This is a genomic window from Micromonospora sp. NPDC050397, assembly GCF_044901685.1.
In the GTDB taxonomy this organism is placed as follows: Bacteria; Actinomycetota; Actinomycetes; order Mycobacteriales; family Micromonosporaceae; genus Micromonospora_G.
In genome coordinates this window covers 855,538-881,166 of sequence record NZ_JBJDPS010000003.1, presented here as the reverse complement: position 1 = coordinate 881,166, position 25,629 = coordinate 855,538, and the positions used below count along the sequence as shown (strand labels likewise).

General features: G+C 70.6%; 19 protein-coding genes. 7 read left to right on the top strand and 12 right to left on the bottom strand.

Annotated features, from left to right (window positions below):
• The first annotated feature begins 173 nt into the window (after positions 1-173).
• The 3 genes from ACI2K4_RS14930 to ACI2K4_RS14920 are packed head-to-tail and all read left to right on the top strand — an operon-like array spanning position 174 to position 3,894.
• The gene (locus ACI2K4_RS14930; RefSeq protein ID WP_404511470.1) at positions 174-2,015 is read left to right on the top strand and encodes an SCO2524 family protein; all 1,842 of its coding nucleotides are present in this window, start codon (positions 174-176) and stop codon (positions 2,013-2,015) included.
• A gap of 2 nt (positions 2,016-2,017) precedes the next feature.
• Positions 2,018-2,938 (top strand): SCO2523 family variant P-loop protein, encoded by a 921-nt coding sequence (locus tag ACI2K4_RS14925; protein ID WP_404511468.1) that lies wholly within the window; start codon positions 2,018-2,020, stop codon positions 2,936-2,938.
• On the top strand, positions 2,935-3,894 hold the full coding sequence (locus tag ACI2K4_RS14920; protein ID WP_404511466.1) for an SCO2522 family protein: 960 nt from the start codon (positions 2,935-2,937) through the stop codon (positions 3,892-3,894). The genes ACI2K4_RS14925 and ACI2K4_RS14920 overlap by 4 nt, the downstream gene beginning before the upstream one ends.
• Before the next feature lie 26 nt (positions 3,895-3,920).
• Here ACI2K4_RS14920 and ACI2K4_RS14915 read toward each other — a convergent pair whose 3' ends face one another.
• Entirely contained in the window at positions 3,921-8,270 is a 4,350-nt protein-coding gene (locus ACI2K4_RS14915) for a HEAT repeat domain-containing protein (RefSeq protein ID WP_404511464.1), read from the bottom strand.
• Between the two features lie 128 nt (positions 8,271-8,398).
• A complete protein-coding gene (locus ACI2K4_RS14910; RefSeq protein ID WP_404511462.1) occupies positions 8,399-9,370 on the bottom strand; it encodes an FAD-dependent oxidoreductase in 972 nt (323 codons plus the stop codon).
• Positions 9,371-9,690: 320 nt separating this feature from the next.
• Here ACI2K4_RS14910 and ACI2K4_RS14905 point away from each other — a divergent pair, with 320 nt between their 5' ends.
• Positions 9,691-10,623, top strand: coding sequence for an SCO2521 family protein (locus ACI2K4_RS14905; protein WP_404511460.1), 933 nt, complete (start codon positions 9,691-9,693; stop codon positions 10,621-10,623).
• A gap of 36 nt (positions 10,624-10,659) precedes the next feature.
• Here ACI2K4_RS14905 and ACI2K4_RS14900 read toward each other — a convergent pair whose 3' ends face one another.
• The 5 genes from ACI2K4_RS14900 to ACI2K4_RS14880 form a co-directional block, all read right to left on the bottom strand.
• Entirely contained in the window at positions 10,660-11,037 is a 378-nt protein-coding gene (locus tag ACI2K4_RS14900) for a hypothetical protein (RefSeq protein WP_404511458.1), read from the bottom strand.
• A gap of 75 nt (positions 11,038-11,112) precedes the next feature.
• Positions 11,113-11,349 (bottom strand): hypothetical protein, encoded by a 237-nt coding sequence (locus ACI2K4_RS14895; protein WP_404511456.1) that lies wholly within the window; start codon positions 11,347-11,349, stop codon positions 11,113-11,115.
• A 61-nt stretch (positions 11,350-11,410) separates the two neighbouring features.
• The gene (gene mscL / locus ACI2K4_RS14890) at positions 11,411-11,884 is read right to left on the bottom strand and encodes a large conductance mechanosensitive channel protein MscL (protein WP_404511454.1); all 474 of its coding nucleotides are present in this window, start codon (positions 11,882-11,884) and stop codon (positions 11,411-11,413) included.
• A 145-nt stretch (positions 11,885-12,029) separates the two neighbouring features.
• Positions 12,030-12,386, bottom strand: coding sequence for an STAS domain-containing protein (locus ACI2K4_RS14885; RefSeq protein WP_404511452.1), 357 nt, complete (start codon positions 12,384-12,386; stop codon positions 12,030-12,032).
• A gap of 228 nt (positions 12,387-12,614) precedes the next feature.
• Positions 12,615-13,925: a DUF4352 domain-containing protein gene (locus ACI2K4_RS14880; protein WP_404511450.1), complete on the bottom strand. Its 1,311-nt coding sequence runs from the start codon at positions 13,923-13,925 to the stop codon at positions 12,615-12,617.
• Positions 13,926-14,045: 120 nt separating this feature from the next.
• On the opposite strand from ACI2K4_RS14880, the gene ACI2K4_RS14875 reads away from it, so the two are divergent.
• The gene (locus tag ACI2K4_RS14875) at positions 14,046-14,990 is read left to right on the top strand and encodes a threonine/serine dehydratase (protein ID WP_404511448.1); all 945 of its coding nucleotides are present in this window, start codon (positions 14,046-14,048) and stop codon (positions 14,988-14,990) included.
• 42 nt (positions 14,991-15,032) lie between these two features.
• Here the strand turns inward: ACI2K4_RS14875 and ACI2K4_RS14870 are convergent, their stop codons facing one another.
• The gene (locus ACI2K4_RS14870) at positions 15,033-16,268 is read right to left on the bottom strand and encodes a family 16 glycosylhydrolase (RefSeq protein ID WP_404511446.1); all 1,236 of its coding nucleotides are present in this window, start codon (positions 16,266-16,268) and stop codon (positions 15,033-15,035) included.
• A 139-nt stretch (positions 16,269-16,407) separates the two neighbouring features.
• Positions 16,408-18,495, bottom strand: coding sequence for a S9 family peptidase (locus ACI2K4_RS14865; RefSeq protein WP_404511444.1), 2,088 nt, complete (start codon positions 18,493-18,495; stop codon positions 16,408-16,410).
• Positions 18,496-18,576: 81 nt separating this feature from the next.
• On the opposite strand from ACI2K4_RS14865, the gene ACI2K4_RS14860 reads away from it, so the two are divergent.
• Complete coding sequence (locus ACI2K4_RS14860; RefSeq protein WP_404511442.1) at positions 18,577-19,884, top strand: FAD-binding oxidoreductase; 1,308 nt, start codon at positions 18,577-18,579, stop codon at positions 19,882-19,884.
• 97 nt (positions 19,885-19,981) lie between these two features.
• Here ACI2K4_RS14860 and ACI2K4_RS14855 read toward each other — a convergent pair whose 3' ends face one another.
• The 3 genes from ACI2K4_RS14855 to ACI2K4_RS14845 all read right to left on the bottom strand — a co-directional run bounded on the left by ACI2K4_RS14855 (position 19,982) and on the right by ACI2K4_RS14845 (position 24,167).
• Positions 19,982-21,010: an aldo/keto reductase gene (locus ACI2K4_RS14855; RefSeq protein ID WP_404511441.1), complete on the bottom strand. Its 1,029-nt coding sequence runs from the start codon at positions 21,008-21,010 to the stop codon at positions 19,982-19,984.
• A 382-nt stretch (positions 21,011-21,392) separates the two neighbouring features.
• Positions 21,393-22,013, bottom strand: coding sequence for a TetR/AcrR family transcriptional regulator (locus ACI2K4_RS14850; protein WP_404511439.1), 621 nt, complete (start codon positions 22,011-22,013; stop codon positions 21,393-21,395).
• A gap of 81 nt (positions 22,014-22,094) precedes the next feature.
• Entirely contained in the window at positions 22,095-24,167 is a 2,073-nt protein-coding gene (locus ACI2K4_RS14845; protein WP_404511437.1) for a SpoIIE family protein phosphatase, read from the bottom strand.
• 189 nt (positions 24,168-24,356) lie between these two features.
• Here ACI2K4_RS14845 and ACI2K4_RS14840 point away from each other — a divergent pair.
• A partial coding sequence (locus tag ACI2K4_RS14840; RefSeq protein WP_404511435.1) for a HAMP domain-containing protein occupies positions 24,357-25,629 on the top strand: 1,273 nt, incomplete at its 3' end.

Sequence of the window (25,629 nt, the reverse complement as noted above, 5' to 3'; positions counted from 1 at the left end):
TGGCACCACTGTAGAAAGATCAATTAATCCGTGGGCTGACCAGCGTCTTTGCCTCACCGGCTGACCTGGCTCCGATCGCATTCGTACCAAACCATGATCCATAAGTGCCCGTTTCCCGGGGGCCTTCGGCGCACCTGGTTCCACGACAATTGGCGGATGGTGGTGCACGAGAGATGAGGATTCAGCCTCGTCAGGAGCTTCTGGAGATCTGGACGGCCGTCGTTCGGTCGTCCTGGCGGGACGAGCGGTGGGTGTGGGGCGGGGCCGACCGCTCCAATTCGATCAGTGACGCCGAACAGATGCTCTGCCTGCTCTTGCCGGCCACCCAGGTGGACGCGTTCAACATCGACCGTCCGGACGAGACGGCCGACGAAATGATCAAGGTGTTGCGCCCGCTCGGTACGGCGACCCAGATACCGCTGGTGCTGGTGAAGATCCTCACCGAGTACTTCAGCCGCTACACCGACCCGTCCGGTACGCCCATTTTCGCGGGTGACAGTTATTTCGGCATCGACGACCCGGCGCAGCCCGCCACCGAGCAGCAGCGTCAGCTCGACATCGTCGACTCGTTCGCGATGTCGGTCACCCTCTCCCTGGCGACCATCGGTTTCCTGCGGGTGTTCCGGAACGCCGTCCGCCGCGAGGAGATCCTCCAGGAGATCGGCACGCTGGAGACGATGGCGAGCACCCGGCTCAGCGCCGCCATGGTCGGCCTGCTGCGCAGTTTCTCGGTCAACGTGTTCGACGTGGACTCGACCGAGGGTCGCGCCCTCATCCGTACGGTCAACCAGTCCGAACTGCCGCAACGGCAGATCGTCTCGCAACTGCGCCGGGCACTGCGCCAGACGATGGCGACGTTCCGTGAGGTCTTGATCGGATCCGGCCAGGTCGCCGACCTGGAGAGCGCGAACCGGCTGTTCGAGTGTGGCTGGTCCTGGGGCATCGTCCACGACGCCCCGCTGATCGAGACCAACGAACCGGTCGGCGAGCAGCCCAAGGGGGTGGCGCAGGACGCGCCGTACCTCTACTTCACGGTCATCGCGGTCGACGCGATCGAGGACCTCTTCTCCGAACGTACCCGCATCCTCGGCCTGCTCAACGACGAGCAGCAGCGACTGTCCCGGGCCCTCCAACTCCGGTGGGAACTGACCAGGACCTACTGGGCCACGGTCGCCACGTTCGGCGACAGTCACCGGTGGCCGCTGGAGGACATCCCGTGGCGGACCACCGACGAGGACGCCTCGGACTACTACACCCTGCTGGTGACGTCGCTCGCGGTGAAGGGGCTGGTCCAGCAGCGGGGCTCGGACGCCGAGCTGAACCGGGTCGGGCTGGCCCTGATCGAGCTGGCCAACCGGGCGCGGATCACCCGCCGACCGTTCGACGCCGACCCGGCGCTGACCCTGCACTCACCCGGCGTACGGCTGACCCTCAACGGCAGCGAGCAACTCGGCGGCCCGCGACTGCGCTGGATGGTGAGCGAGTTCTCCGCGCTGCTGCTGCAACGTACGGCGTTCATCGCCGGCCTGCTCAGCGACGCCGAGCAACGCGCCGACCTGCTCGACCTCGCCGACCGGGTCTGGGACCACCTCTCCGGCCGGCGGCTCGACGTCGGCGCCGGTCGCAGCCTCTGGGACCAGCCGGCGAAGGTGTTCCGTCAGCTCAAACACACCCAGGAGGGAACCTCCTGGTACTACACCGAGCGGGTGGTGCAGGGCCTGGTCACCACCGCCAACATGCTCAGCCGGTCACCGCTGCGCAGCGACCGGCTGGCCGACTACGCGTTGGACCTGCTCAGCGAGGCCGAGCACCTGTACGACCGGGAACTGCTCAGCGGAGCCGCCGAGGGCGGCCCGAAGATGCAGCAGACCCTGCACCTGATCCGGGTGAACCTGCGCCGGTCCCGGGAAGTGGTGCAGGACCGGCCCGGCACCGCCGCCGCGCTGGCCACCGAGGTGTTGCGTGCGCTCGACGAACTCGCCGCCGCCCGCCGTGACGTCTCCGAGGCGGGCTGATCATGCTGATCTTCGCGACTTCCGACAAGGGCGGCACCGGTCGCTCCGTGACCAGCAGCAACGTGCTCTACCGCAGCGCGTTGCAGGGCACCGACGTCTGCTATCTCGACTTCGACTTCGGCTCGCCCACGGCCGGCGCCATCTTCAACATCGACCGGGCGGTGCACGGCACCACCACCCACACCGGGCTGCACAACTACCTCAACTCCGAGTGCGCCGAGCCGCACCGCCTCGACATCTGGTCCGACTCCGACCGGCCCAGCCTGCGCCACCGGCCGCCCGGCGCGGGACGGCTCACGCTCTTTCCCGGCGACGTCGGCGGTGGTGAGTTCCCGAGCAGTGAGGAACGGGTGCGCCAGTGTGTCCGGCTCTTCCTCCGGTTGGAGGAGGAGTTCGAACTCACCCTGGTCGACCTCAGCGCGGGCCGCTCGTACGCCACCGACATCGTGCTCGCCGCGACCGCCATGCCCGAACTGCGTACGGTCAAGGCGCGCTGGTTGGTCTTCCACCGCTGGACCCGGCAACACGTGCTCGCCGCCTCCAGTTTGGTCTACGGGGACAAGGGCATCCTCGAAACCGGGGTGCGACGCGGCCACACGTACGACGATCTGCTGAACAACCTACGGTTCGTGCGTACGGCCGTGGTGGACCCGGACTCACCCGAGTTGGAGGGACTGCAGCCACCACAGGTGGCCTGGTTGCGCGAGTGCAACCAGGACCTGCTGGAGATGGCGAGCACCAACCGGGTGGGTCGGACCATGATGATCGGCTCGGTGCCGTTGGATCCGGTGCTGCAATGGCGGGAGCAGCTCATCTCGGACAACGACGTGTACGCCCGGCGGATCGCCAACCTGGAGACGGTCGAGGCCTTCTCCTCCCTGGCCAAACGTATAGTCGACGACGCGGCCTGGGAGACCCTGTGACCAAACCCGATGTCAGCTTCGAGGAGACCGCGGCCAGACGCAGCGTCGAATCCGTCCCGCTCTCCCATCTCTCGATCGAACTCGGCCACCTCTACATCGAGGAGTTCGCCGGCGGTGTCGAGCAACTGCGCCGGCACTTCTCCCGGGTCGCGCCCTGGGTGGCCGCCGCCCGGCAGGCCGCCGTCGACCGGGTGCCCAAGGGGCGGGCCCGGATCAGCACCTGTTTCCTCATCGACGACTACTTCACCCGGTTCAGCACGCCGGGCGAGGTGGTGCGGCAGCTCCAGGAGGCGGCCGAGGGCACCGGCCTGGTCATCGACTACTTCGCCCGCGAGTCCGGCTGCGCCCAGGCCGACGACATCCCGCTGGCCAAGCTCGTGGTGGACCAGTTGGTCTCCGACCCGGTGCCGGAGACCAACGGCGAGCGGCCACCGGTGAGCGAGACCGGGTGGCTCTGCAACGGCAAACGCTCCCCGGCCAGCGGCCCGGCGCAGGCGATGAGCGACTACACCTGGCAGCCCCCGGTGCAGAACGCGGCGAACCGGCACTCCATCTTCATGGACGTGGAGCTCTGGGACTACGACGAGAACGGACAGTTGGTCTGGTCCTGTCCGTTCCTCGCCGGGGTGTGGCAACTCATGCGGCTCGGCCTGCTGCGGCACGAGGGCGAAGGGGTGACCAACCCGTACCAGATCGAGGACTGGCCGGACGACTGGGACGAACTGCCGGCGGTGGTCAAGCTCAACGCGCGCGCGGCGCCGTTCAGCGCCTACCGCACCTTCTCCGTGCTCGGGTCGCGGTTCCTCCCGATCGAGCACGCCGTGCGTACCATCCTCAGCCAGGTGTCGATCGGACCGGCGGTGCTCGACCAGATCCAGACCCGCAGCCGGAACGAACACGTCGACCTCCCCAAGGACCTGGTCGAACGGATCGAGTACGCCTTCATCTCGGACTGAACGACGCCCCGCCCCTCGGTGCCGGCTCATCGCGGGATGTCCGGCAGGTGGTCCGGGTCCGCGCCCGGCAGCCAGGTCAGGGCCTGGCCGGCGAAGCGGCGGAAGTCGGGGTCGTCGTCGTGCCGGGTCAGCCCGGTCAGCAGCGTACGGGTCTCCGGGTCCGCGCCGAACCGGGTGCCGAGCAGCCGGACCGCGGTCACCCGTACCGACCAGTCGTGGTCGTAGAGCCGTTCGACGAAGAGGGCCCGAACCCTCGGGTGCTCGGCCAGCCGCTCGCCGAGGACCCGCAGCACCTCCCGGCGTACCTGCACGTCGTCGTCGTTCCGGGCCCGGTCGAGCAACATCTCGCGTACGGCCGGGTCGGCCCCGAAGCAGTCGCCGAGGATCCGTACGGCGACCCGGCGCACCTCGGTCTCCCCGCCGTCGACCCGCCCCGACAGCGCCTCCCGCAGCGCCGGCTCGACCGACGGGTGGGTGGTGAGCGCCGTCGCGACGGCGCGGAGCACCTCGGCATCCGGGTCGAGGCGGACCCGGTCAAGCAGGATCTCGGCGATCTCCGGGGTGCCCCGGAACCGGTCGACCAGCATCCGCACCGCGGCCAGCCGCAGTCGGGGACTGCTGTCGACCACCCGGGCGCTGAGCAACTCCCAGACGGCGTCGGTGTCCTCCTCGACCAGCCCGGCGACCACCGCCGCCGCGTGGGCGAAGACCTCGCCGGAGGGGTCGTGACGCGCCCGGTCGAGCAGCAGGTCGCGCACCCGCGGGTCCGAGACCACGAACCCGGCCAGGGCGCGCAGGGCGGTCAGCCGTACCTCCGCCCCGTTGTCGTCGCGGGCCCGCTCGATGACCAGTCGACGTACGTCGCCCTCGGCCACCCAGCCGGCGAGTGCCCGCACCGCCTCCAGCCGTACCGCCGAACTCGGGTCCGCCCCGGCCAACCCGGCCAGCACCTCCCGAACCTCGGGATCGATCCCGAGCCGGTGCACCAGCGCCCCGACACAGGCCAGTCTGATCCGGGGCTCGGCATCCAGCCGGGCCAGTTCCACCAGCACGCCGACCAACTCCGGTGCACCGCCCAGCCGGTCGACCAGGGACTCGACGGCGATCAGCCGTACGTCCGCGTCCCGGTCGTCGCGGGCCACCCCGACCAGCAGCTCGACCACCGGCTCCTCGGCCGAGAAGCACTCCACCAGCACCCGCAGCGCGGTCCGCCGGACCCCCTCGTCGGCGTCCGTACCGATCCGGTGGGCAAGCAGCCCACGCAGCTCTCCATCCGGCCCGAAGCGCTCCACCAGGGACTGGGCGGCGGCGCGGAGCACGATCGCCTCGGTGTCGAAGCGGACCCGGTCGACCAGCAGGGTCTGCACCACCGGGTCGAGGCCGAGCCGCTCACCGAGCGTGCGTACGGCCGCCCGACGCAGCACCGGGTCGTTGTCCTCGCGGGCCCGACCGATCAGCCGGTCGCGCGCCTCCCCGGCCCCGTCGAACCGCTCGACCAGGATCTGGGCCGCGATCCGGACCACCTCCGGGTCGCAGTCGCTCTCCACCCGGTCGAGCAGCATCGCGCGCAGTTCGTCCTCGCCCTCGCAGCGTTCGCCGAGCAGCCGTACCGCGGTCTGCCGGACCCCGGCGCTCTCGTCGGCCGAGGCCCGCTCCAGCAGCAGTTCGCGGACCGGCGGCTCGCCCCGGAACCGCTCCCCGAGCGCCTGTACGGCGGCGAGTCGCACCCCGGCGTACCCGTCCTTGTTGGCCCGCTCGGTGAGCAGGTCGCGAACCCGGGGATCGGTGCCGAAGCGCTCGCCGAGTGCCTGTACGGCGGCGAGTCGCACCCCGGTGTGTCCGTCGTCCCGGGCCCGCCGGATCAGCCGGGCCCGGACCAGCTCCGCCGCCGCCCGGTGGGCCGAGCTCTCCGCCGCCGCCGTCGCGAGCTGCGCCACCTCGGCCAGCCCGGCGACCCAGGCGTACGCGGCGGAGCTGTCGTCCTGTTCGCCGAGCCCCTCGTCGAACAGCTCGTCGATCCGCTCGCCGGGCGTGGAGAGCGTCGCGGCGAGTCGGGCGGCGTACGCCGAGACCGGACTCCAGGCCACCCGGACCCCGCGCCGCCGGTACCAGGTCAGGTACGCCTCCCGGCCCGGCCAGTTCGCACCGATCGCCTGGGCCGCCGGCAGGATCTCGGCCTCGATCAGCTCAGCGGTCTCCCGGTCGTGGATCGAGACGCCGTGTTCGAGCAGCAGGACGAGCTTGCGGAGCAGGGTGGCGGCTGGCCTCGCCACCACCGGTGTGACGGTGCGGACCTCGGCGAGACACTGCGTCGCGAGCGCGAGGTTCCACGGCGGCGGGCTGAACGCGGCCGGTGGCCAGGACTGGTTGACCTCACCGGTCAACAGGTCGATGATCTCGGCCGTACGTTCCTCGGGCAGCGCGCCGGCGAGCAGGCGGAGCACCTCGCGCCAGGACTGGGTGGCCCAGTGCTGGCGGAACAGGTCCTTGACCTCGCCGATGGTGAGCACCCGGTCGTACTGGAACTTGGTCAGCACCGCGTCCGCGCAGAAGAACTCCAGGAAGGTGCGGTGGACGAAGCCGTACAGGTGTGAGCCGTACCGGCTGAGGATGAAGTTCCGCTCCCGGAACTGGTTGATCATCGACAGGGCGATGGCGCGGGCGGCCGCCGGATCGCGGTGGTACCGCTCGACCAGGTAGTCCTCGAAGACCTGGCTCAGGTCGCCGGCCGTGATGTAGTTCGCGGCCAGGCCACCCCCGGACTGCATCCGGTACGCCAACCGTCGGAGCAGTTCCTTCTTGTCCTCGGTGCCGATGAAGTCCGGGTCCTGGTGCTGGTCACGCAGGTGCCGGTTGACGTCCCAGTGCTCGACCAGCACGGTCGCCGCGTGGTCGTACAGCTTCCACCGCTCGCGCGGCAGCGCCTGGTGCTTGCCGATGATGGCCAGGATGGTCAGCAGCAGCGGGTTGCCGGCGAGTTCCCGGATCGCGTGCGAGTGGCGCATCGCGTCGAGCAGTCGCGTGCGGCGGACCAGCGCGTCCTGTGGCCGGTCGTGGATGGCCAGCCGGTACCAGTGGTCGAGGAACTGGGCGGTCTGGTCGGCGTCCAGGTCCTGGAGGGTGAAGTGGGTGAATCCGACGTCGGTCAGGATGCGGCGGGCGTAGTCCACCACCCGGGAGGTGACGATGACGCGTACCTCCGGGAAGTCGGCGGCGAAGCCGGCGATCTGGCTGACCACCTCCTGCCGGCGGCGGCGGTCGAACACCTCGTCGAGGCCGTCGAAGACGGCCACCGTGCGACCGAGGGTGAGGTGGCGTAGCAGGGCGGTCCGATCGATTCCCAGACCGTCGGTGTGCGCCCGGTGGTCCAGGTAGTCGACGAAGCTCTGGCACCGGCCCTCGGCGGCGAGGGTGACGTAGGAGCGGAGTTCGACCAGCAGCGGCAGGTGGTCGGTGAGCGCGGCCAGCCGCTCGTCCGGGTGGCCACCGGCCAGGGCGAGGACCAGGTAGCGGGCCGCAGTGGACTTGCCCGAGCCCGGGTCGCCGAGCAGCACCACGGCCCGCTGCTCCGGCGAGCCGAGCACGTCGAAGAGGCGTTGTGGCAGCTTGGCCCGGTACGAGTCCTGGAGGTGGGCCAGCTCGGCCGGGTTCACCTCGGCCGGGATGTCCTCCCGGCCGAGGGCGCCGCCGGCCCGGTCCCGCTGCCGCCACTCCCTGGGCAGTTCGGCCGGTGGCGGATCCGCGCGTACGGTCTGCTCCACGTAGACCGAGGCGAGCCCGATCTGGAGGTAGTCCTCGCTCTGCGCCGGGGTCAGCGCGTCCAGGTCGAGTACGCCGTAGTGCTGGCGGAGCCGGGCGAAGTAGCGCTGGACGGTGTCCTGCCCCAGCGCGTTCAGCCCGTGTCCGGACCAGTTGGTCTCGGCCAGCCGTACGGCCACCGCCGCGGTGACCCGGGCGGCGAGGTCCGCCGCGTCGGTGAACATGCTGCACATGTGCCGGTCGGCGAGCTCCGCGCGTAACGACTCGATCCGCTCGGCGTCCGGTCCCCGGTCGACGGAACTCCGGGGCCAGGCCGCGTCTTCGTCAAGCAGGAAGATCAGACAGGGCTTGCCGATGTTCAGCGCCTCGCGGTATTCCAGTTCGGTGATCGAGCGGGTATGGCCAGGTGGCACAAAACCGTAACGCCAGGCGAAGATACCGACATAGACGTCACATTCCCGAACATCTTCGAGGCACCTTTCCAGCGGTCGCCGATCTTCGGCGACATAGGATTCCATCGCCATGTCCTCGACCCGTAGTCGGCGCAGCGCGAGCTGCACCGCGGCGCGGCATTCCTGTAGATCGCGGAAGGTTGCTGATACGTAGACCTTGGTCACGGCGGCTCCTATGCGGCGTGAGCGGCACGTGACGTAACCGTATCAATAGGACGCAAGAATAATTTGCCCGTCGTCGCCCCCGCGACAACGGTATCGCCGGGCGGTCAACGTATCGGCGGGAATGATTTTCAGGACGGGGTTGCCGTACGTGATTCGATCATGTTTAGCACCTCGAAGGCGCAGCCCCAGGAAAGGCTGATCCCGCTCCCGCCGTGGCCGTAATTGTGGATCACGTGACCGCCGTCCAGGTCGGTCTGCTCCACCCGCACCTGCGGGCGCACCGGCCGGAAACCGACCCGGTGGCTGAGGATCCGGGCGCGGCCGAGCGCGGGCTCGACGGCGGTGCAACGGCGTACGATCGCCGCCGCCGTCTCCTCGTGCGGGGTGGTGTCGGAACCCTCGGGCTCCATCGTGCCGCCGAGCACGATGTGGTCGCCGTGCGGCAGGAAGTAGGTCAACTCGGTCAGGTCGGTGCTGCTCTCGGCGAAGAACCAGTTCACGCCGGGGTTGTCGACCACGACCAGTTGCCCCCGGGTGGGCCGTACCTCGTCGTCCGGTACGAGTTCACGGGCGCTGGAACCGGTGCAGTTGACCACTACCGGCGCCACCTCCGCGACCGACGCCAGCGACAGGACGGTTGCCCGCTCGATCCGCCCGCCGGCTTGCAGCAGTCGACCTACCAGGTAATCCAGGTAACGCGGCATGTCGATGACCGGCGCGGTGTAACGCCAGCCGGAGACAAAGCCCTCCGGCAGCTCCGCCGGCCGGCAGAGCTCGAAGTCGTCCACCTCGGCCAGCCACGGGTGCGGTGCCGACCAGGTGCGCGTCGCCTCCATGCCGGTGACCAGGCGGACCCCGGTCCCGGCCGCCTTCGCGAGTGGTTTGAGCAGGGAGAGCGTCTGTTGACCCCAGTGCGACGCCCGTTCGTGCGCGGCGATCACCCGGCCCCAGATCGCGCCGGCCGCGAACGAGGTCGTCTGTGCCGGCCGTTCACGGGTACGGACCAGAACGGCGCGTCCGCTCTCGGCGAGACACACCGCCGTGGTCAGGCCGCTCACGCCGGCGCCGACGACAAGTACGTCTATGTTGGCAGCCGTCACCAGTTGAGCCTATGGCGCGAATTGCGTTCCCGGCCCGCCCGTGGAAGTTCGGTGAAAACGCGCATCCGGGACTTCCGTCGAAAACGGTACGGGTTCGCGGCGGGGTGGTACGTTGCCGCCCGGCACCCGATCCCGGTGCGTGATCGCGACGGAACGCCCCCGCGCGGGTGCTGGCCCGGGGCGGAAGATAATCATTCGCGCCCATGCGTGTCCGGTGCGTTGCGCGCCGGTCCGATGATGGGATGAAACCGGTCGATCGACGCCGTGCCCGAATGCGGTCCATTGGTGGCGTCGGCGGCTCGTGACGTTGCGGAGGTGCCATGCTGACCGTGGGTGAGGTCCACACCGGGCTGCTCCAGAACTCGACCGCGCTGTCGCTGGACCGGACCACCACCCTGCTCGACCTGCTGGTGGGCGAACGGGTCCGCCGGTCCGAACGGCCGATCGCGTACGCGGTCTCGCCGGACCAACTGACCGGAGTGGACTGTCGGCTCCCCACCAGCACGGGCAGTCGGAGCCGGGGCGTCGGGACGGTGGTTTCGCACGCCGCCGTGACCGGGGGGCACGTGCTACAGGGCTCCACTCACACCCGCATCGGCCGCGCCGCCGCCAACCGGCGACTGGTCTGGTCGCACTACCTGTCCCGCCCGGGGCAGGTGGAGACGATCGGCAAGGTCGACGTACGGGACATCACCCGGGGATTTCTCGGCTCGGCGTACCAGTCCCCGGCGCTCAACCTCGGTGCGATCAGCGCCCGCAGCATGGACGCCGTGCAGGCGTCCGCGACGCTGGACCACCGCCCGCCGTTCCGGGCCCAGCGGACCTGCCTGCGTTGGGTGCTCTCGCCGGCCGAGGACCCGGACACCGAGCTGACCGGGACCTTCCGGGTCGAGTCAGACACTCTCCGTACGCTGGAGCTGACCGCCTCGGAGCGGGACGTGGCCGCGATCGTCGAGTTGTGCGAGGACCTGGCGCTGCACGACTGGCTGCTCACCACGCTGCTCTCGCTGATGGAGGTCAGCTTCACCGGGCCGGGCACCCGGGCGCAGAAGCTCGACCGGCTGCGTCCGGCGATCGACTGCCTGTTGCACCTGTGGATGCCCGCCGCGCGGCTCGACGAGTCGGTGCTGGCGGTCTGGGAGGCGCTCGAACGGCGGCCCGGTTTCACCAGGCAGTGGGAGTCGTCGGTGAACCGCATCCGGGACCAGGTCAGCCTCAGCGCCATCGCCCTGCTCGAAGCCCCCACCCGGTGACCGGGAGCGTCGAGCCGTCGGCCGGGGCGGGCCGCCTCAGTGGATCTCGGACGCCAGTTCGGCGCGGCTGACGGCGAGTTCCACCACGTCCCGGTCCACCTGCGCGATCTGGTCGGCCTCGACGTAGAGGTCGCGGGCGAGCAGGCCCTCGCTGTCGACCTTCAGGTACCCCGTGCGCAGCAGTCGCGCGGCGAGGTCCGGCGGTACGTCGGGCTCGTCCCCTTCCGCCGTGTGCGGCACCTGGGCACCGAGGAGGCCGTTACGGTCCGGGGGGTCCTGCGCGGTCACGGCGTTCGGGTCGCCGAGGCGGACCGCGACGACCGTACCGACCTCTTCGCCGACCGGGTCGATCACCCGCATTCCCTCGGTGACCTGGGCGATGGGTTCGGGACTGGTTGGGACATCGCTGGGCATGTCTGGGCGATTCCCGCCGGCTCGGTCGGCTAAACCCGCCGTCTTCGCTCGGTCGGCTGAACCCGCCGTCTCCGGTCAGCCGAGTCCGGGCGGCCGGGCGGAGAGTTCGCGCCACGTGTCCGGGCCCACCAGCAGGCCGTGTACCGCCTCGTACGCGGCGTCCTCGCTGTCGTACTCGAAGAACCGGGAGATGCCCTCGGCGCCGCCGGACCGCTGCTCCAGATACCACTGGTCGGCATCGGTGCGTAGGTAGACGTCCCGCCGGGCGAGGTGCCCCCACTTGCCGTTCCACCAGTGCTTTCGCTGTTCCATGATCGCACCCTATCGAACGTGTGTTCGATAGGGTGCGGGGAGGGGGAAGTTGGTCGGCGGGTCAGCGGCCCTGGCCGTACTCCCGGCCGGCCGGCGGGTAGTCCCGGCCGGTCAGGTTCTCGAAGGACTCGCGGTGCTGCGCCGGCACCCGCCCGCCCGCGACCAGCGCGTCCCGGATCTCGGTGAGCAGCTTGACCTCTTCGCTCGGCGCGGCCGGCGGCGGCTCCTCGCCACGCCGACGCCGCTCGGCCAGCTTGTTCAGTGGCAGCACGACCAGGAAGTAGAGCACCGCCGCGGTCATCAGGAAGGTGATCACCGCGTTGACGAAGGCGGCCCAGTCGAACACGACATCCCCGACCGGCCGCCAGGTGCCGGCGAACGCCGACGTGTCGCCGCCGAGCAGGGAGATCAGCGGCTTGAGGAACGAGGCGGTGAACTGGGTGACCAGGCCGGTGAAGGCGGCGCCGATGACGACGCCGACCGCGAGGTCGACGACGTTGCCGCGCATGATGAAGTCTTTGAAACCCTTGAGCATTCGCGTCTCCGGAAGGTTGGCGGTGTCGACCGACAACCTATGCCCCGTCAAGGGCGTCGGAAAAAGCGCCGCCCGGCCGCCCCGTGCGGGCGAACCGGGCGGCGACCGTCCGGAGTCGGGCGGTGACCAGCTCGTTAACCAGGCGCTACGACGAGGCGGGGGTCTGGTCCGCCTCGATCGCCTGCTCCACCGACGGGTGGGTCTGTAGCACCTCGACCAGACCACTGACCTCGAGGATGCGCAACACGCCGCGCTGCGGGGCGGCGAGTCGCACCACGCCACCGGCCTCGTCGGAGCTGTTCTTCGCCCGGACGAACACGGACAGTCCGGTCGAGTCGCAGAACGTCAGCTCGGTCAGGTCGAAGACGAGGCGGGTGTTGCCCCGGTCGAGCAGATCCGTGATCTCGTCTTGGAGCTGCGGTGCGGTGGCCATGTCCAACTCGCCCGCGACCGCCACGACGACGACGTCGCCGCGCTGCTCCGTCTGCACCGTCAAGGACATTCGCGACCTCCTGTTATCGATCGAACGGTACTCCACCGGGGGGCGCGGCGGCAGGACCGGGACGCCCGGTTGGCAAACGTCATTTTCCCTGCCCGGCGGTGGCCCAGGGGAGCCACCCCTGGCGGTGTCCTCCCCGGCGGGGGTGCGCCCCGCTCTCCGACCGAGGTCAGGGCCGGTCCCGGGGGTGCCATCGGTCGGCGGTCCGGCCGGGGGCGGACGGCCGAGACGCTACTCGACGCGGACCACCAGGCCGGGCGAGGAGGGTACGTGGTGCAGCCGCAGCCGGACGATCCGGGCGCGGATCGGGATGTCGTAGACCAGCGCGCCGGTCACCAGGTTGCCGGGATTGATCTCGTCGAGGAAGACCTGCTGGTCGGTGTTGGCCAGCAAGCTCGCCTCGCTGTCGGCGTTGAACAGCTCGCCGTCCGGCCCGTACGCCCGCTGGAGCGCGTCGGTGAAGAACGCCGGTCGCTTGCCGATGTTGCGTACGGCCAGCTCCACCAGGCAGAACTGGCCGACGGCGGCCTGGTTGACCAGCGGGTCACCGACCTGGTCGACCCCGCACCGTACCTTCCGCACCTGGAACTCGAGGTCGCCGTCGCGCCCGGCCTGGTTGAGCCCGACGATCCGCTGACCCCGGTTCTCCACCTCGGCGTAGAGGTCACCGCCCCAGGTCAGCGCCGTACCGACGACACCGGCGCAGCAACAGAGCACCAGCGCCACGCTCACCCCGAGCACCAGCCAGAGCCGCCGGCCCGGAGTGGCCCGGGGCGGGTACGGGTACGGGTCCGGTGCGGGCTCGTCGAGCCAGGACGCCGGGCGGCCCCGACCGGGGTGCTCCGGGTCGGTCCGGTCGGATTCCGGCTGGTCCGCGTACGGCTGCTCCGGATCGGGCCGCTCGGTCGGCCAGTGGCCGGACTGCCACCGGTCCGGGTGCTGCTGGCCGGCGGGCCACTGGTCCGGGTCGGTCGACGGCGTGTCGGCGGGCCATTTGTTCGAATCGGGTGACGGGGTGTCGGCGGGCCACTGGTCCGGGTGGCGTGACGGGCCGTCGGCGGGCCACCGGTTCGGGTCGGGTGACGGCTGGTCGGGGTAGAGCGGGAAGGGGCCGCCGCCGATCGGTGGGGCGACGGCTGGGGTGTCCGGGGTGGACCAGTCCGGTGGGCGGTCGGCGGTGCCGTCGTCGCGGTCCCCGAGCGTCGGCGGCGGACCTGCCCCGGTCGGCCCGGCGACCGTAGACGGCTCGCGATCCGTGGGCGACTCGCGATCCGTGGGCGGCACGCGATCTGTGGGCGGCACGTGCTCGGCGGGCTGCTCGCGATCTGGGGCCGGCACGTGGTCCGCGGGTGGGGTGACCGGGGGTGGGGGGAGCGGTTCGTCCACGGTCGGGCCGCCCTCCGGGTCGGGGGTCGGCTCGCGGACGGGCGGGTCCGGATCCACCGACCAGCTCCAGGGCTGGGCGTGGGTGCCGGGCTCGGCTTCGGGGACGGAATCGGGACCGGGCGCGGGGGAGTTCTCCGGTGGGTCGGGCGTGGGCATCGCGGTCCCCCGATCACGCACGAGCAATTTGCCTGATTCTAGGCTTAAGTGCAGCTTTGTCCGCTCAAGATCGTGATTTCCGTACGGGGTGACCGCCGCCCGCTGCGGTTAGATGATCCGATGGACCTGGTGACGTTGGACGATGTCCGGGAGGCGGCGGTTCGGATCGCCGGGCGGGTCGTCCGTACTCCGCTGCTGCCTCTTGGTTGGGACTCGGGACTCTGGCTCAAACCGGAGAGCCTGCAACCGGTCGGCTCGTTCAAACTGCGCGGCGCCACGAACGCGGTGGCCCTGCTCTCCGACGCCGAGCGGGCCAGGGGTGTGGTAACCCACTCGTCCGGCAACCACGGGCAGGCGCTGGCGTACGCGGCCCGGGTCGCCGGGGCGCCGTGCACGGTGGTGATCCCCGAGGGCGCCCCGTCGGTCAAGGTCGAGCAGGTGCGGGCGCTCGGCGCCGAGGTGCTGCTCGTACCGGCGGCGGAACGGCTCGCCACCGCCGAACGGGTGGTGGCCGAGCGGGGGCGGACCCTGATCCCGCCGTACGACGACCGGAGGGTGATCGCCGGTCAGGGCACGATCGGGCTGGAGATCGTCGAGGACCTTTCCGACGTCGAGGTGGTGCTGGTGCCGGTGGGCGGCGGTGGGCTCTCCTCCGGCGTCGCCACGGCGATCAGGGCGCTGCGCCCACGGACCAGGGTGTACGGCGTCGAGCCGGAGTACGCGGCCGACGCGCGGGATTCGCTGGCGGCGGGACGAGTCGTCGTCTGGGACCTGGCGCTGACCCATCGCACCGCTGCGGACGGGCTGCGTACGAATCTGGCCGAGCTCACCCTGGCACACCTGCGGGAACGACTGGACGGCATCGTCACGGTCAGCGAGGAGGAGATCGCCGCCGCCACCTCCCGGCTGGTGCGGGGAGCCCGGCTGGTGGTCGAGCCGAGCGGCGCGGTGGCCGCCGCCGCCCGGCTGTTCCGTTCGGCCGAGTTGCCGTCCGGGCGTACCGTCGCGGTGGTCAGCGGCGGCAATGTCGACCCTGCCGTGCTGGCCGCCGCGGCGGTCGCCTGAGCCGGGGAACTGCCCGGGCGACCGCTCGACGGGTACCGGACGTCAGCCCCGGCGCCACTTCTGGTTGGCGCCGCCGCCGCAGGTCCAGAGCTGGAGCTTGGCCCCGTTCGCGGTGCTCCAGTCGCGTACGTCGACGCACTTGTTGGCCTGTGGGTTGACCAGGTCACCGGCACCGCTGAGGACGAACTGCTGGGCCGCGTTGCCGCTACAGGTGGCCAACTGGATGTTCGCCCCGTCGGCGGTCGATCCCCAGGCCACGTCCATGCACTTGCCCAGCGCCCGGACCGTACCGTCGCCCGGGAAGCTCCACCGCTGCGCGTCGGTGCCGTTGCAGTCCCAGAGCTGGAGCTGGCTGCCGTCGGTCGGCGTCCCGCCGGGTACGTCGACGCACTTGTTGCCGAGCCCGATCAGCGGCCCGCCGGTACCGGGGTTGCCACCGCCGCCGGTGTTCCAGGCCCAGACCCGGACGTAGTCGATCAGCATCTGCTGGGGGAACTGGGTGCTGCCGTCCGGGTAACCGGGCCAGTAGCCGCCGACCGCGACGTTCATGATCATGAAGAACGGGTGGTCGTAGACCCAACGGTTGCCGCGCAGGTCGGCGGGGGTCTTGCGGGCGTACTGGTTGCCGTCGACGTACCAGGTCACCGAGTCCGGCGCCCAGTCCACGGTGAAGGTGTGGAAGGCGTCGGCGAACGCCTGGCCGCCGGGGAGGTTGTAGCTGCTGCTGATCGCGTTGCCGCCGGAGTAGCCGGGACCGTGCAGGGTGCCCCAGACGGTGTTCGGCTCGCGGCCGATGTTCTCCAGGATGTCGATCTCGCCGTTGTCCGGCCACTGCGACCCGCCGAGCATCCAGAACGCCGGCCAGATGCCCTGGCCGCGTGGGATCTTGATCCGAGCCTCGTACCGGCCGTAGGTCTGGCTGAACCGGTCCGCGGTGAGCAACCGGGCCGAGGTGTACTGGCAGGTGCCGTAGTGGCACTGGTAGTTCGCCGGGTTCTCCCGGCGGGCGGTGATCACCATGTTGCCGTTGCCGTCGTGGGCGGCGTTGCGGGTGGAGTTGGTGTAGTACTGCTGCTCGTTGTTGCCCCAGCCGCCACCACCGATGTCGAACTTCCACTTGCTGCCGTCCGGGCCGGTGCCCGCGGCGCCGTTGAACTCGTCGCTCCAGGTGAGTGCGCCGGGCGCTGCCTGGGCGGCGTCGGGTGTGGGAGCTGTCAGCAGGGTGGCCAGGCTCGCCCCGAGCAGGGCGAGGGCCAGGGCGATCCGTCTTGTACGCATGGAAATACTTCTATAACAACTGTTGCCTATCTGGCAAGGTTGTTAACTAATAACTTAGTCAATTCCGGCAAGAACGGCGAGTTGCCGGTGGCAGGACCCCCGTCGGCAACTCGCCGTCACTCGCGTCGGACGCGACCGGCTAGCCGGCCAGGCCGAGCCGGTCCAGGATCCAGGCGGTGATGAACGCCTCCTCGCGCCACGAGTCGTAGCGCCCGCTCGGCCCGCCGTGCCCGGCCCCCATCTCCGTCTTCAGCAGGTACGACCCCTGCGTCGCGACGGCCCGCAGTCGGGCGATCCACTTCGCCGGCTCGTGGTAGAGCACCCGGGTGTCGTTGAGGCTGGTCACCGCGAGGATCGCCGGGTAGTCCACCGCCGCCACGTTCTCGTACGGGGTGTACGACTTCATGTACGCGTACACCTCGGGGTCGGCCAGCGGGTTGCCCCACTCCTCCCACTCGGTCACGGTCAGCGGCAGCGACGGATCCAGGATGGAGTTGAGCGCGTCGACGAACGGCACCTGCGCGACGATGCCGGCGAAGGCGTCCGGCGCCAGGTTGGCCACCGCGCCCATCAGCAGACCGCCGGCCGAGGCGCCCCGCGCCACCAGCTTGTCGGCCGTCGTCCAGTCGGACTTGACCAGGTGCCGGGCCACCGCGACGAAGTCGGTGAAGGTGTTCTTCTTGGCCAGCATCTTGCCCTCGTCGTACCAGTGCCGGCCCAGTTCACCGCCGCCCCGGATGTGCGCGACCGCGAAGATGACACCCCGGTCCAGCAACGAGAGCCGGGCGATCGAGAACCACGGGTCCATGCTCGCCTCGTACGAGCCGTAGCCGTAGAGCACGCACGGTGCCGAGCCGTCCTGTGGCGTACCGCTGCGGTAGACCAGCGAGATCGGGACCCGGGTGCCGTCGTCGGCCAGTGCCCAGTCGCGGCGCTGCTCGTAGCCGGTCGGGTCGAAGTCGCCCAGCACCGGCTTGCGCTTGCGCAGCACCAGCGCCCGGGTCACCAGGTCGTAGTCGTACACCGAATCGGGGGTGACCAGGGAGGTGTAGCGCAGTCGTACGACGTTGGTCTGGTACTCCGGATTGCTGTCCAGCCCGACGCTGTAGATCGGCTCGGGGAACTCGATGTCGTACGTGTCGGTGCTGCCGGTGGTGAGCACGCGCAGTCCGGTCAGTCCCTCGCTGCGCAGCGAGACCACCAGGTGGTTGGCGAACGCGTCGACCGACTCCAGCCGGGTGCCGGGCGTGTGCTCGATCATCGGCACCCAGTCGCCGGGGTTGTCCGCCGACGTGTACGCGAGCGCGAAGTCCTCCGCGCCGTCGTTGTGCAGGACCAGGAACCGGTGCCCGTGGTGCTCGATCGAATACTCGACACCCTGCCGGCGCGGGGCGATCACCGCCGGCTCGCCGGTCGGGTTGGCGGCCGGGATCACCCGTACCTCGCTGGTGACCTTGCTGTGTGCCTCGATCACGATGAACTTCTCCGAGCGGGTCAGCTCCACCCCGACCCAGAACCGCTCGTCGTCCTCCTGGTAGACCACGACGTCGTCGGCGGCGGCCCCGCCGACCGCGTGCCGCCACACCTGGTTCGGCCGCCACGCCTCGTCCACCGTCAGGTAGAACAGCGTCGAGCCGTCGCCGGACCAGGCGCTGCCGTAGAAGGTGTCCGGCACCTCGTCCGGGAGCACCTCGCCGGTGCGCAGGTCCTTGACCCGCAGGGTGAACCGCTCGTCCCCGGCGAAGTCGGTCGAGTACGCCAGCAGGTGTCCGTCCGGGCTGACGTCGAAGGTGCCGAGGGCGAAGAAGTCGTGCCCCTCGGCGAGCGCGTTGCCGTCGAGCAGGATCTCCTCCCCGGCCAGCGGGGCGCCGTCAGCGGTTGCCGGAGGCTCGGTCTCGTCGTCGGCCACCGGGCGGCGACAGTGGATGCCGTACTGCTGGCCCTCGACGGTGCGGGTGTAGTACCAGTAGCCGCCCTTGCGGGCCGGCACCGAGAGGTCGGTCTCCTGGGTGCGCCTCTTGATCTCGCCGTAGAGCGTCTCCCGGAGCGCTGCCAGGGGGGCGGTGACGGCCTCGGTGTAGTCGTTCTCGGCGGTCAGGTAGGCGATCGTCTCCGGGTCGTCCTTGGCGGCAAGCCATGCGTACTCGTCGATGACGGTGTCGCCGTGGTGGGTGCGTTCGGTCGGGACCCGCTTGGCGACGGGGGCGACGGGCGTCTCAGTGCTCACATCGGCCACGTTACCGCCCCCGACACTCCCGGGCCGGCATCGACCGTTGGCAAAGATTCGAACATGTGTACGATAAGCGCCGTGGGGACATCGACGACAGCGGTGAAGCGGGCAGCCAGTGGGGGGATCGGCCAGCGACTGGCCGAGATCTGTGGAGAACGATTCGTCCGTCCGGCCGGGATGGCCGACGGGGTGGCCGGTGCCTCGGCGAGCTGGGTCGCCGCGCCGGGCACGGCGCAGGCGGTGAGCGCCGTGATGCGGGTCGCCGCCGACCACGCACTCTCGGTGGTGCCGCGTGGGGCCGGCACCAAAATGGACTGGGGCGCGCCGCCGTCGCGGGTGGACGTGGTGCTGGACACGGGGCGGCTCGCCGGTGTGTGGCACCACTCCGCGGACGACCTGGTCGCTGAGGTCGGTGCCGGCACGCCGGTGCGGGCGGTGCAGGCCGCGCTGGCTCAAGCCGACCGGCGACTACCGCTCGACGTGCCGTCGCCGGACGCCACCATCGGCGGGATGGTCGCCGCCGACGAGACCGGTCCGCTGCGACACCGCCACGGCTCGGCCGGTGACCGGCTGCACGGGCTGAGTTACGTCGACGCGGCCGGGGTGCTGCACCACGTCGGCGGGTGGTCGGCCGGGGAGACCGCCGGATTCGACCTGGCCCGGCTGCTCTGCGGCTCCAACGGAGCGCTCGGCGTGCTGGTCTCGGCGACGCTGCGGGTCCAGCCGATCCCGGTGAGCCGGCTCTGGGTCTCCCGACCGGTCCGGTCGCCGCTGGAGATGCACGACCTGGTCCGGCTCATCCACGGAGCCTGGCTGAGCCCGGCGGCGATCGAGGTCGACCTGCCGAAGGACGGCGACGATGGTGGGTTCGGCCCCGGCCCGTCGGCCGCCGGCAGCCTCGCCGTGCTGCTCGAGGGCGGTCAGGCGGACGTGGGGGGCAGGGTGGCCCGGCTGGTCGAGCTGCTCGGCGCCGACTGCCGGGTCGACACCAGGGCGCCGACCTGGTGGGGGCGCTACCCGTTCGCCGCCGACGACGTCGCGCTCCGCATCGACGTGCCCGCAGCCGACCTGCACGCCGCGCTCTACTCGATGACCGACGCCGCCGGCCTGCCGGTGCCGATCCGGGGTTCCGCCGGACTCGGCGTGGTCTACGCCGCGCTCCCCGGTTACGTCGCGCCCGAACAGATCGGCTCGATCCTCACGGTGGTGCGTCGGGTGCTGCTCGCCCGCAACGGCCGGTGCGTGGTGCTGGCCGCTCCGCCCCGGATCCGCGAGCAGATCGACTTCTGGGGGCAACTGCCCACCCTGCCGCTGCTCCGGCAGGTCAAGAACCGCTTCGACCCGCGCCACCGGCTGGCGCCCGGGCGCTACACCGGCGGCCTGTGAATCGGCCGCCTCCGCAGGACCGCTGACGCCCGGCACCGCCCACCAGCAGGGTGCCGGGCGTCAGCCCTGTCACCGCTCGGGTGACAGGGCCCCGCCGTCACTGCTGCGGGTAGCGGACGGCCCGGTAGTAGCCGCTCTGGATCCAGTTCGGGTAGCTGGGCGCCAACTTGCTGACCTCGTCCAACTCGGTCAGGTCCTGCTCGGTCAGGGTCAGGTCGACGGCGCCGATGTTGTCGGTGAGCTGGTGTGGCTTGCGGGCGCCGACGGTGACGCTGGTGATGCCCGGCTGCGCCAGCACCCAGGCCAGGGATACCTGGGCGATGCTGGCGTCGTGCCGCTCGGCGACGTTCCGGACCACGTCGAGGATGTCGTATCCGCGCTCGGGGTCGACCGGCGGGAAGTCCGGGAAGCCCTCGGCACCACGCCGGCCGGTGGCGTCACTGGCCTCACGGCTGAACTTGCCGGTCAGGAAGCCGGCGGCGAGCGGGGCCCAGACGAAGACGCCGACGTTCTCGTTGCGCGCCATCGGCAGCACGTCCCGCTCGGCCTCCCGTCCCACCAGGGAGTAGTAGCTCTGGATGGCGGCGAAGCCGTTCAGGTTGAGTCGGCCGGAGACCCCCAGGGCCTTGCTGACCTGCCATGCCTCGTGGTTGGCGGCGGCGATGTAGCGGATCTTGCCCTGACGTACGGCGTCGTCGAGGGTGCGCAGCGTCTCCTCGAACGGTGTCAGGTGATCGAAGTTGTGCATCATGTAGACGTCGATGTAGTCGGTCTGGAGTCGCCGCAGGCTTCCCTCCAGGCTCCGCATCAGGTGCGTCCGGCTCTGCCCCACGTCGTTCGGCCCGGGACCGGAGCGAGCGTGCCCCTTGGTGGTCAGGACCACGTCGTCGCGGCGGCCCTTGAGGATCTCGCCGAGCTGCTCCTCGCTCTCGCCGTCGCCGTAGACGTCGGCGGTGTCGATCAGGTTGACCCCGCCGTCGAGCGCGGCGTCGACGACCTTCCGCGAGTCCGCCAGTCCCAGACCTCCGACCATGTCCCAGACCGGACCGGAGCCGCCGAAGGTCATCGCGCCGAGAGAAACCTCCGAGACATAAAGCCCGGTACGGCCCATCAAGCGGTATTTCACTGCTGCTCCCCAGTAATCACGTTGAGTGCGCCGCCGCTCGGGCGGCTCGAATTCCTACCCGATTCGCCGGACAGATTGCCGGACAGTGTGTCCGGCGGAACCACCATACCCGCCCCGCACGAGAAGCTGTCCACCTCACCCCGCTCCGGAATCCGCTGGTCAGGGCCGGGCCACCGGCTGACTCCCGCGTGCCGGCAGGGGGTGAATGCCCGGTTACGCCGAGGAGATGCCCTCGGCCACGCGGCGAACCTCGCTCGGCGCGGTGCAGCCTGGCCGTGGCCCGAAGGGCGCGGCTCGGAGGCGATGGCTCGGAGGGGGCAGTCCGGCCGTGGCTCCAGCGAGGGAGGGTGGAGGGGAAGGGTGGGGGGAGACCGAGGGGAGGCTACGGCCGGCGGGAGTAGACGCCGTACCACCAGATTTTGGCCAACTCGGCGGCGAAGACGGCGTCGCCGCTGCTGTCGCCCGGGTTCAGGGCCACGTGGTCGGCGAGGGCGCGGTCGCCACCGACGATGATTATTCGGACGGCGTACTGGACATCGATGTCAGTCGTCAGCTCACCGGCAGCCTGCGCGTCGGTGAGCGCCCGTACCCCGAAGTCGACGAACCGGTTGTGCCCGCTGACCCAGAACTCGCGCACGCTCGGGTCGTACGCGGCCACCTCGTTGAGCGCGGCGAGCACGGCGGCGTACTCCCGGTAGACCCGGATGACACGCTGGAACGTCTCGACCAGCGGGTCGAGACCATCCGACAGCCGCCACGTGGTCGCGATGTCGTAGCCGGTCGTCCGCATGGTGTTGGCGAGCCGCACGAGCAGCTCGCTCTTGTCTCTGAAGTGGGTGTAGAAGGTCGAACGGGCGACGCCCGCCTCGGCGGCGATCCGTTGCACGCCGAGCTCGGTGAAGCTCGCCCCCTCGGCGAGCAGCCGCTCGGTCGCGGCGAGGATCTGGTTCTCGATCGTGGCCCGGCGGGCGGGGTCGGTTGCGCGTCGGGTGATCGATGGCATGCGGGTGAGTCTAAATCGCCTGCTCGCGAATGGTCCGGACCAGGCAGTCCAGGACACGTCGATCGGACGGCAGCGCGTCGGTCAGACGGGGACACCCTCGTTGCGCAGGACCAGGATCGCGATGTCGTCGCGCGGGGTCTCGCCGGAGAACCCGATCGCGGTGGAGCGGAGCCGGGCGGCGACCACGTCGGCCGAATAACCGGCCAGTGGTGCGGCGGCGTCCCGGAGCCGGTCGAGGCCGAACAGCTCCCGACCGCGCCGTCGCTCGGTGACCCCGTCGGTGTAGAAGATCAGCGCGTCGCCCGGACCGAGCGGCACGTCGGCCGACGGGGTGGCGATCGAGTCGAGCAGGCCGAGCGCGGTGCCGCCGGTGCCGACAAACGAGGCCCGGCCATTGCCGCGTACGAGCACCGGGCGGTCGTGCCCGGCCAGGTGCAGTTCGACCGAGAGCTGCCCGTCGTGGCGCTGCCCCACGGCGGCCAGGGCCAGCGTGCAGTAACGTCCGCCGCCCCGCTCCACCAGCGTCTCGTTGAGCCGGGCGAGGGCTTCGGGCAGCGGCTTGCCGTCGCCGACCAGCACCCGGATCACGTCCCGGACCAGCCCGGTCACCGCCGCCGCCTGCACTCCCTTGCCGGAGACGTCACCGACCACCACCAGCCACCGGCCGTCCGGCAGCGGCAGGACGTCGTAGAAGTCGCCACCCACGTCGGCGTCGTCGCCGGTCGGTACGTACTCGGCGGCAAAACCGATGCCGTCCACCACCGGGAGCACCGGTGGCAGCAGCGACTGCTGGAGGGTGTGCGCGACCCGCCGCCGCTCGGCGTGGATGCGCGCGTTCTCGATCGCCAGGGCCGCTCGCCGGGCCACGTCCTCCAGCACCGCGACCTCGTCCGGGTCGTGCCGGTGCCGCAGGTGCCGGCCGACGGCGAGGGTGCCGAGGCGCTGACCCCGGGCGACCAGTGGCACGGCAAAACCGTCCATCGGGCCGCCGATCGGCACCTGGGAGCCGCTCCGGGACGCCTCGCGCAGCCGCGCCTGGACCGAGTCCGGGCCCTCGTCGTTGAGCACCTTGTGCAGCTCGGGCAGGACCGCCTCGTCGGCGTGGCTGGCCGCGGCGAGCTTGAGCCGGCCCCACTCGTCGGCCGTGTGCACCGCGCACCACTGACCGAGCCGGGGCACCACCAACTGCGGGATCAGTGCCATGGTCAGGTCGACGTCCAGCGACTGGGCGAGCAGTTCGCTGGCCTCGGCGAGAAAGGTCAACCAGGTCTGCCGGCGTACGTCCGCCCGGCGCAGCCGGTCGTTCTCCAGGTGCAGCGAGAGCCGTTCGGCGACCAGGGCGGCGAGCGGCTGGGCGTAACCCGAGGGGGCCGCGTCGAGTTCTAGTTCCCCGTGGTACGGCCGGTGTACGGCGAGCGGCACCCGGAGCAGGTCGTCCCCGGCCCGGGGCAGCCGGCCGTAGCGGGCGAGCACCTGGGAACCGTTGCCGTCGCCCCGGTCCAGCCGTACGCTCCCACCGGCCGCGCCGACCATCTCGCCGACCCGGGCCAGCAGGTTTCCGGCGAAGTCCGGCAGTGGGTCGTCCGCGTACGACTCGGGCACGATCTGCATCAGTGCGCTCAGCGCACCGGCACTCGGCACCGCGCCGGCCGCCTTCGCGGCGACGGGAGAGGACGCGTCGCCCTGCCCGGGGGCGGCCACGGGTGGCGGTGCGGACTTGCGGTCGAGCCGGAACCAGACGCCCTTGCCGGTGGGTAGGTGGGTGGTGCCCCACCGGCTGGCGAAGTGGTCGACCAGCAGCAGGCCGCGCCCTCTTTCCGACACCTCGGAAATGTCCGTCAGGTCGTTCTTCGGGCGGGCGGTCACCTTTTCGATCCGCCCGACGGCGAAGTCGGAAACCGTGACGGTCAATCCGTTCTCGTCCGCCACGACCTCGATGTCCAGCTCTGTCCCGGCATGCTCCACCGCGTTGGTGGAGAGCTCGGTGGTGAGCAGGAGTGCCTCGTTGAGCAGCTCGTCCAGTTTCGCCTCGGCGAGCACCGACCGCACGATCGCCCGTGCGGCGGCCGGCGTGCGGCGATCGGCGGGCAGTCGTACCCGCCGGACGCGCTCGTCCGTACCGTCCTCGAACGGCCCCCCGATTTCCGCTGACACGATCTCATCCTCCACCGACAGCCTGCCGGTGCCAAGCCTGCCGGCACGCCGCAGCAGCTCAGCACGGGCTGGTCTCGACGCGTCCGGAGCACAATGATGGGGGTGCCGCGACGGCACCGGGCCGGTCAGGTGCCCGGTCCGACCTGCGGCGAACCCCGGTCCCACCCCCGGCGAACTGAGCGAGGAAGTATGACCACGGCGAAACAACTGTCCGCCGCGGACCCGTCGATCAGTGACGACAGGGTCCTTCTCGGCGAACTCGCCGAGGCGCTGCGGCGGGTACGCCGTGGCGACCTCAAGGTACGGCTGCCGCGTCGCGCGGGGGTCGCGGGCGAGGTCGCCGACGCCTTCAACGAGGTGGTCTCCCTCCAGGAGCGGCAGAACCTCGACCTGAGGCGGGTCAGCCGGATCGTCGGCCGGGACGGCCGGCTCACCGAGCGGCTCGACGAGGAGGGCTTCGACGGGGCCTGGGCGGACGGGCAACGGGCGGTCAACTCACTGATCGACGACCTGACCAACCCGACCACCGAGATCGCCCGGGTGATCGTGGCGGTCGCCGACGGTGACCTGTCCCAGCACATGGCGCTGGAGATGGACGGTCGCCCGCTGCGTGGTGAGTTCCTCCGGATCGGTCGCACCGTGAACACCATGGTCGACCAGCTCTCCTCCTTCTCCAACGAGGTGACCCGGGTGGCCCGTGAGGTGGGCACCGAGGGTGAGCTGGGCGGCCAGGCCGACGTACGCGGGGTCGCCGGCACCTGGAAGGACCTCACCGAGTCGGTCAACACGATGGCCTCGAACCTGACCTATCAGGTGCGATCGATCTCACAGGTCGCCACGGCGGTGGCCCGGGGCGACCTGTCGCAGAAGATCACCGTGTCGGCCAAGGGCGAGGTGGCCGAGCTGGCCCACACCTTCAACTCGCTCACCGACACCCTCCGGCTCTTCGCCGAGCAGGTGACCCGGGTGGCCCGTGAGGTGGGCACCGAGGGCAAGCTCGGCGGCCAGGCCGAGGTGCCGAACGTGGCGGGCACCTGGAAGGACCTGACCGACAGCGTCAACTCGATGGCGTCGAACCTGACCTCGCAGGTGCGAAACATCGCCCAGGTGTCGACGGCGGTGGCCCGGGGCGACCTGAGCCAGAAGATCACCGTGGCCGCGCAGGGCGAGATCCTCGAACTGAAGGACACCGTCAACACGATGGTGGACCAGTTGTCGTCGTTCGCCGACGAGGTGACCCGGGTGGCCCGTGAGGTGGGCATCGAGGGCAAGCTCGGCGGTCAGGCCCAGGTACGCGGCGTCTCCGGCACCTGGCGGGACCTGACCGAGAACGTGAACCAGCTCGCCGGCAACCTCACCTCCCAGGTTCGGAACATCTCCCAGGTCTCCACGGCGGTGGCGAAGGGTGACCTGTCGCAGAAGATCACGGTGGATGCCCGGGGCGAGATCCTGGAGTTGAAGT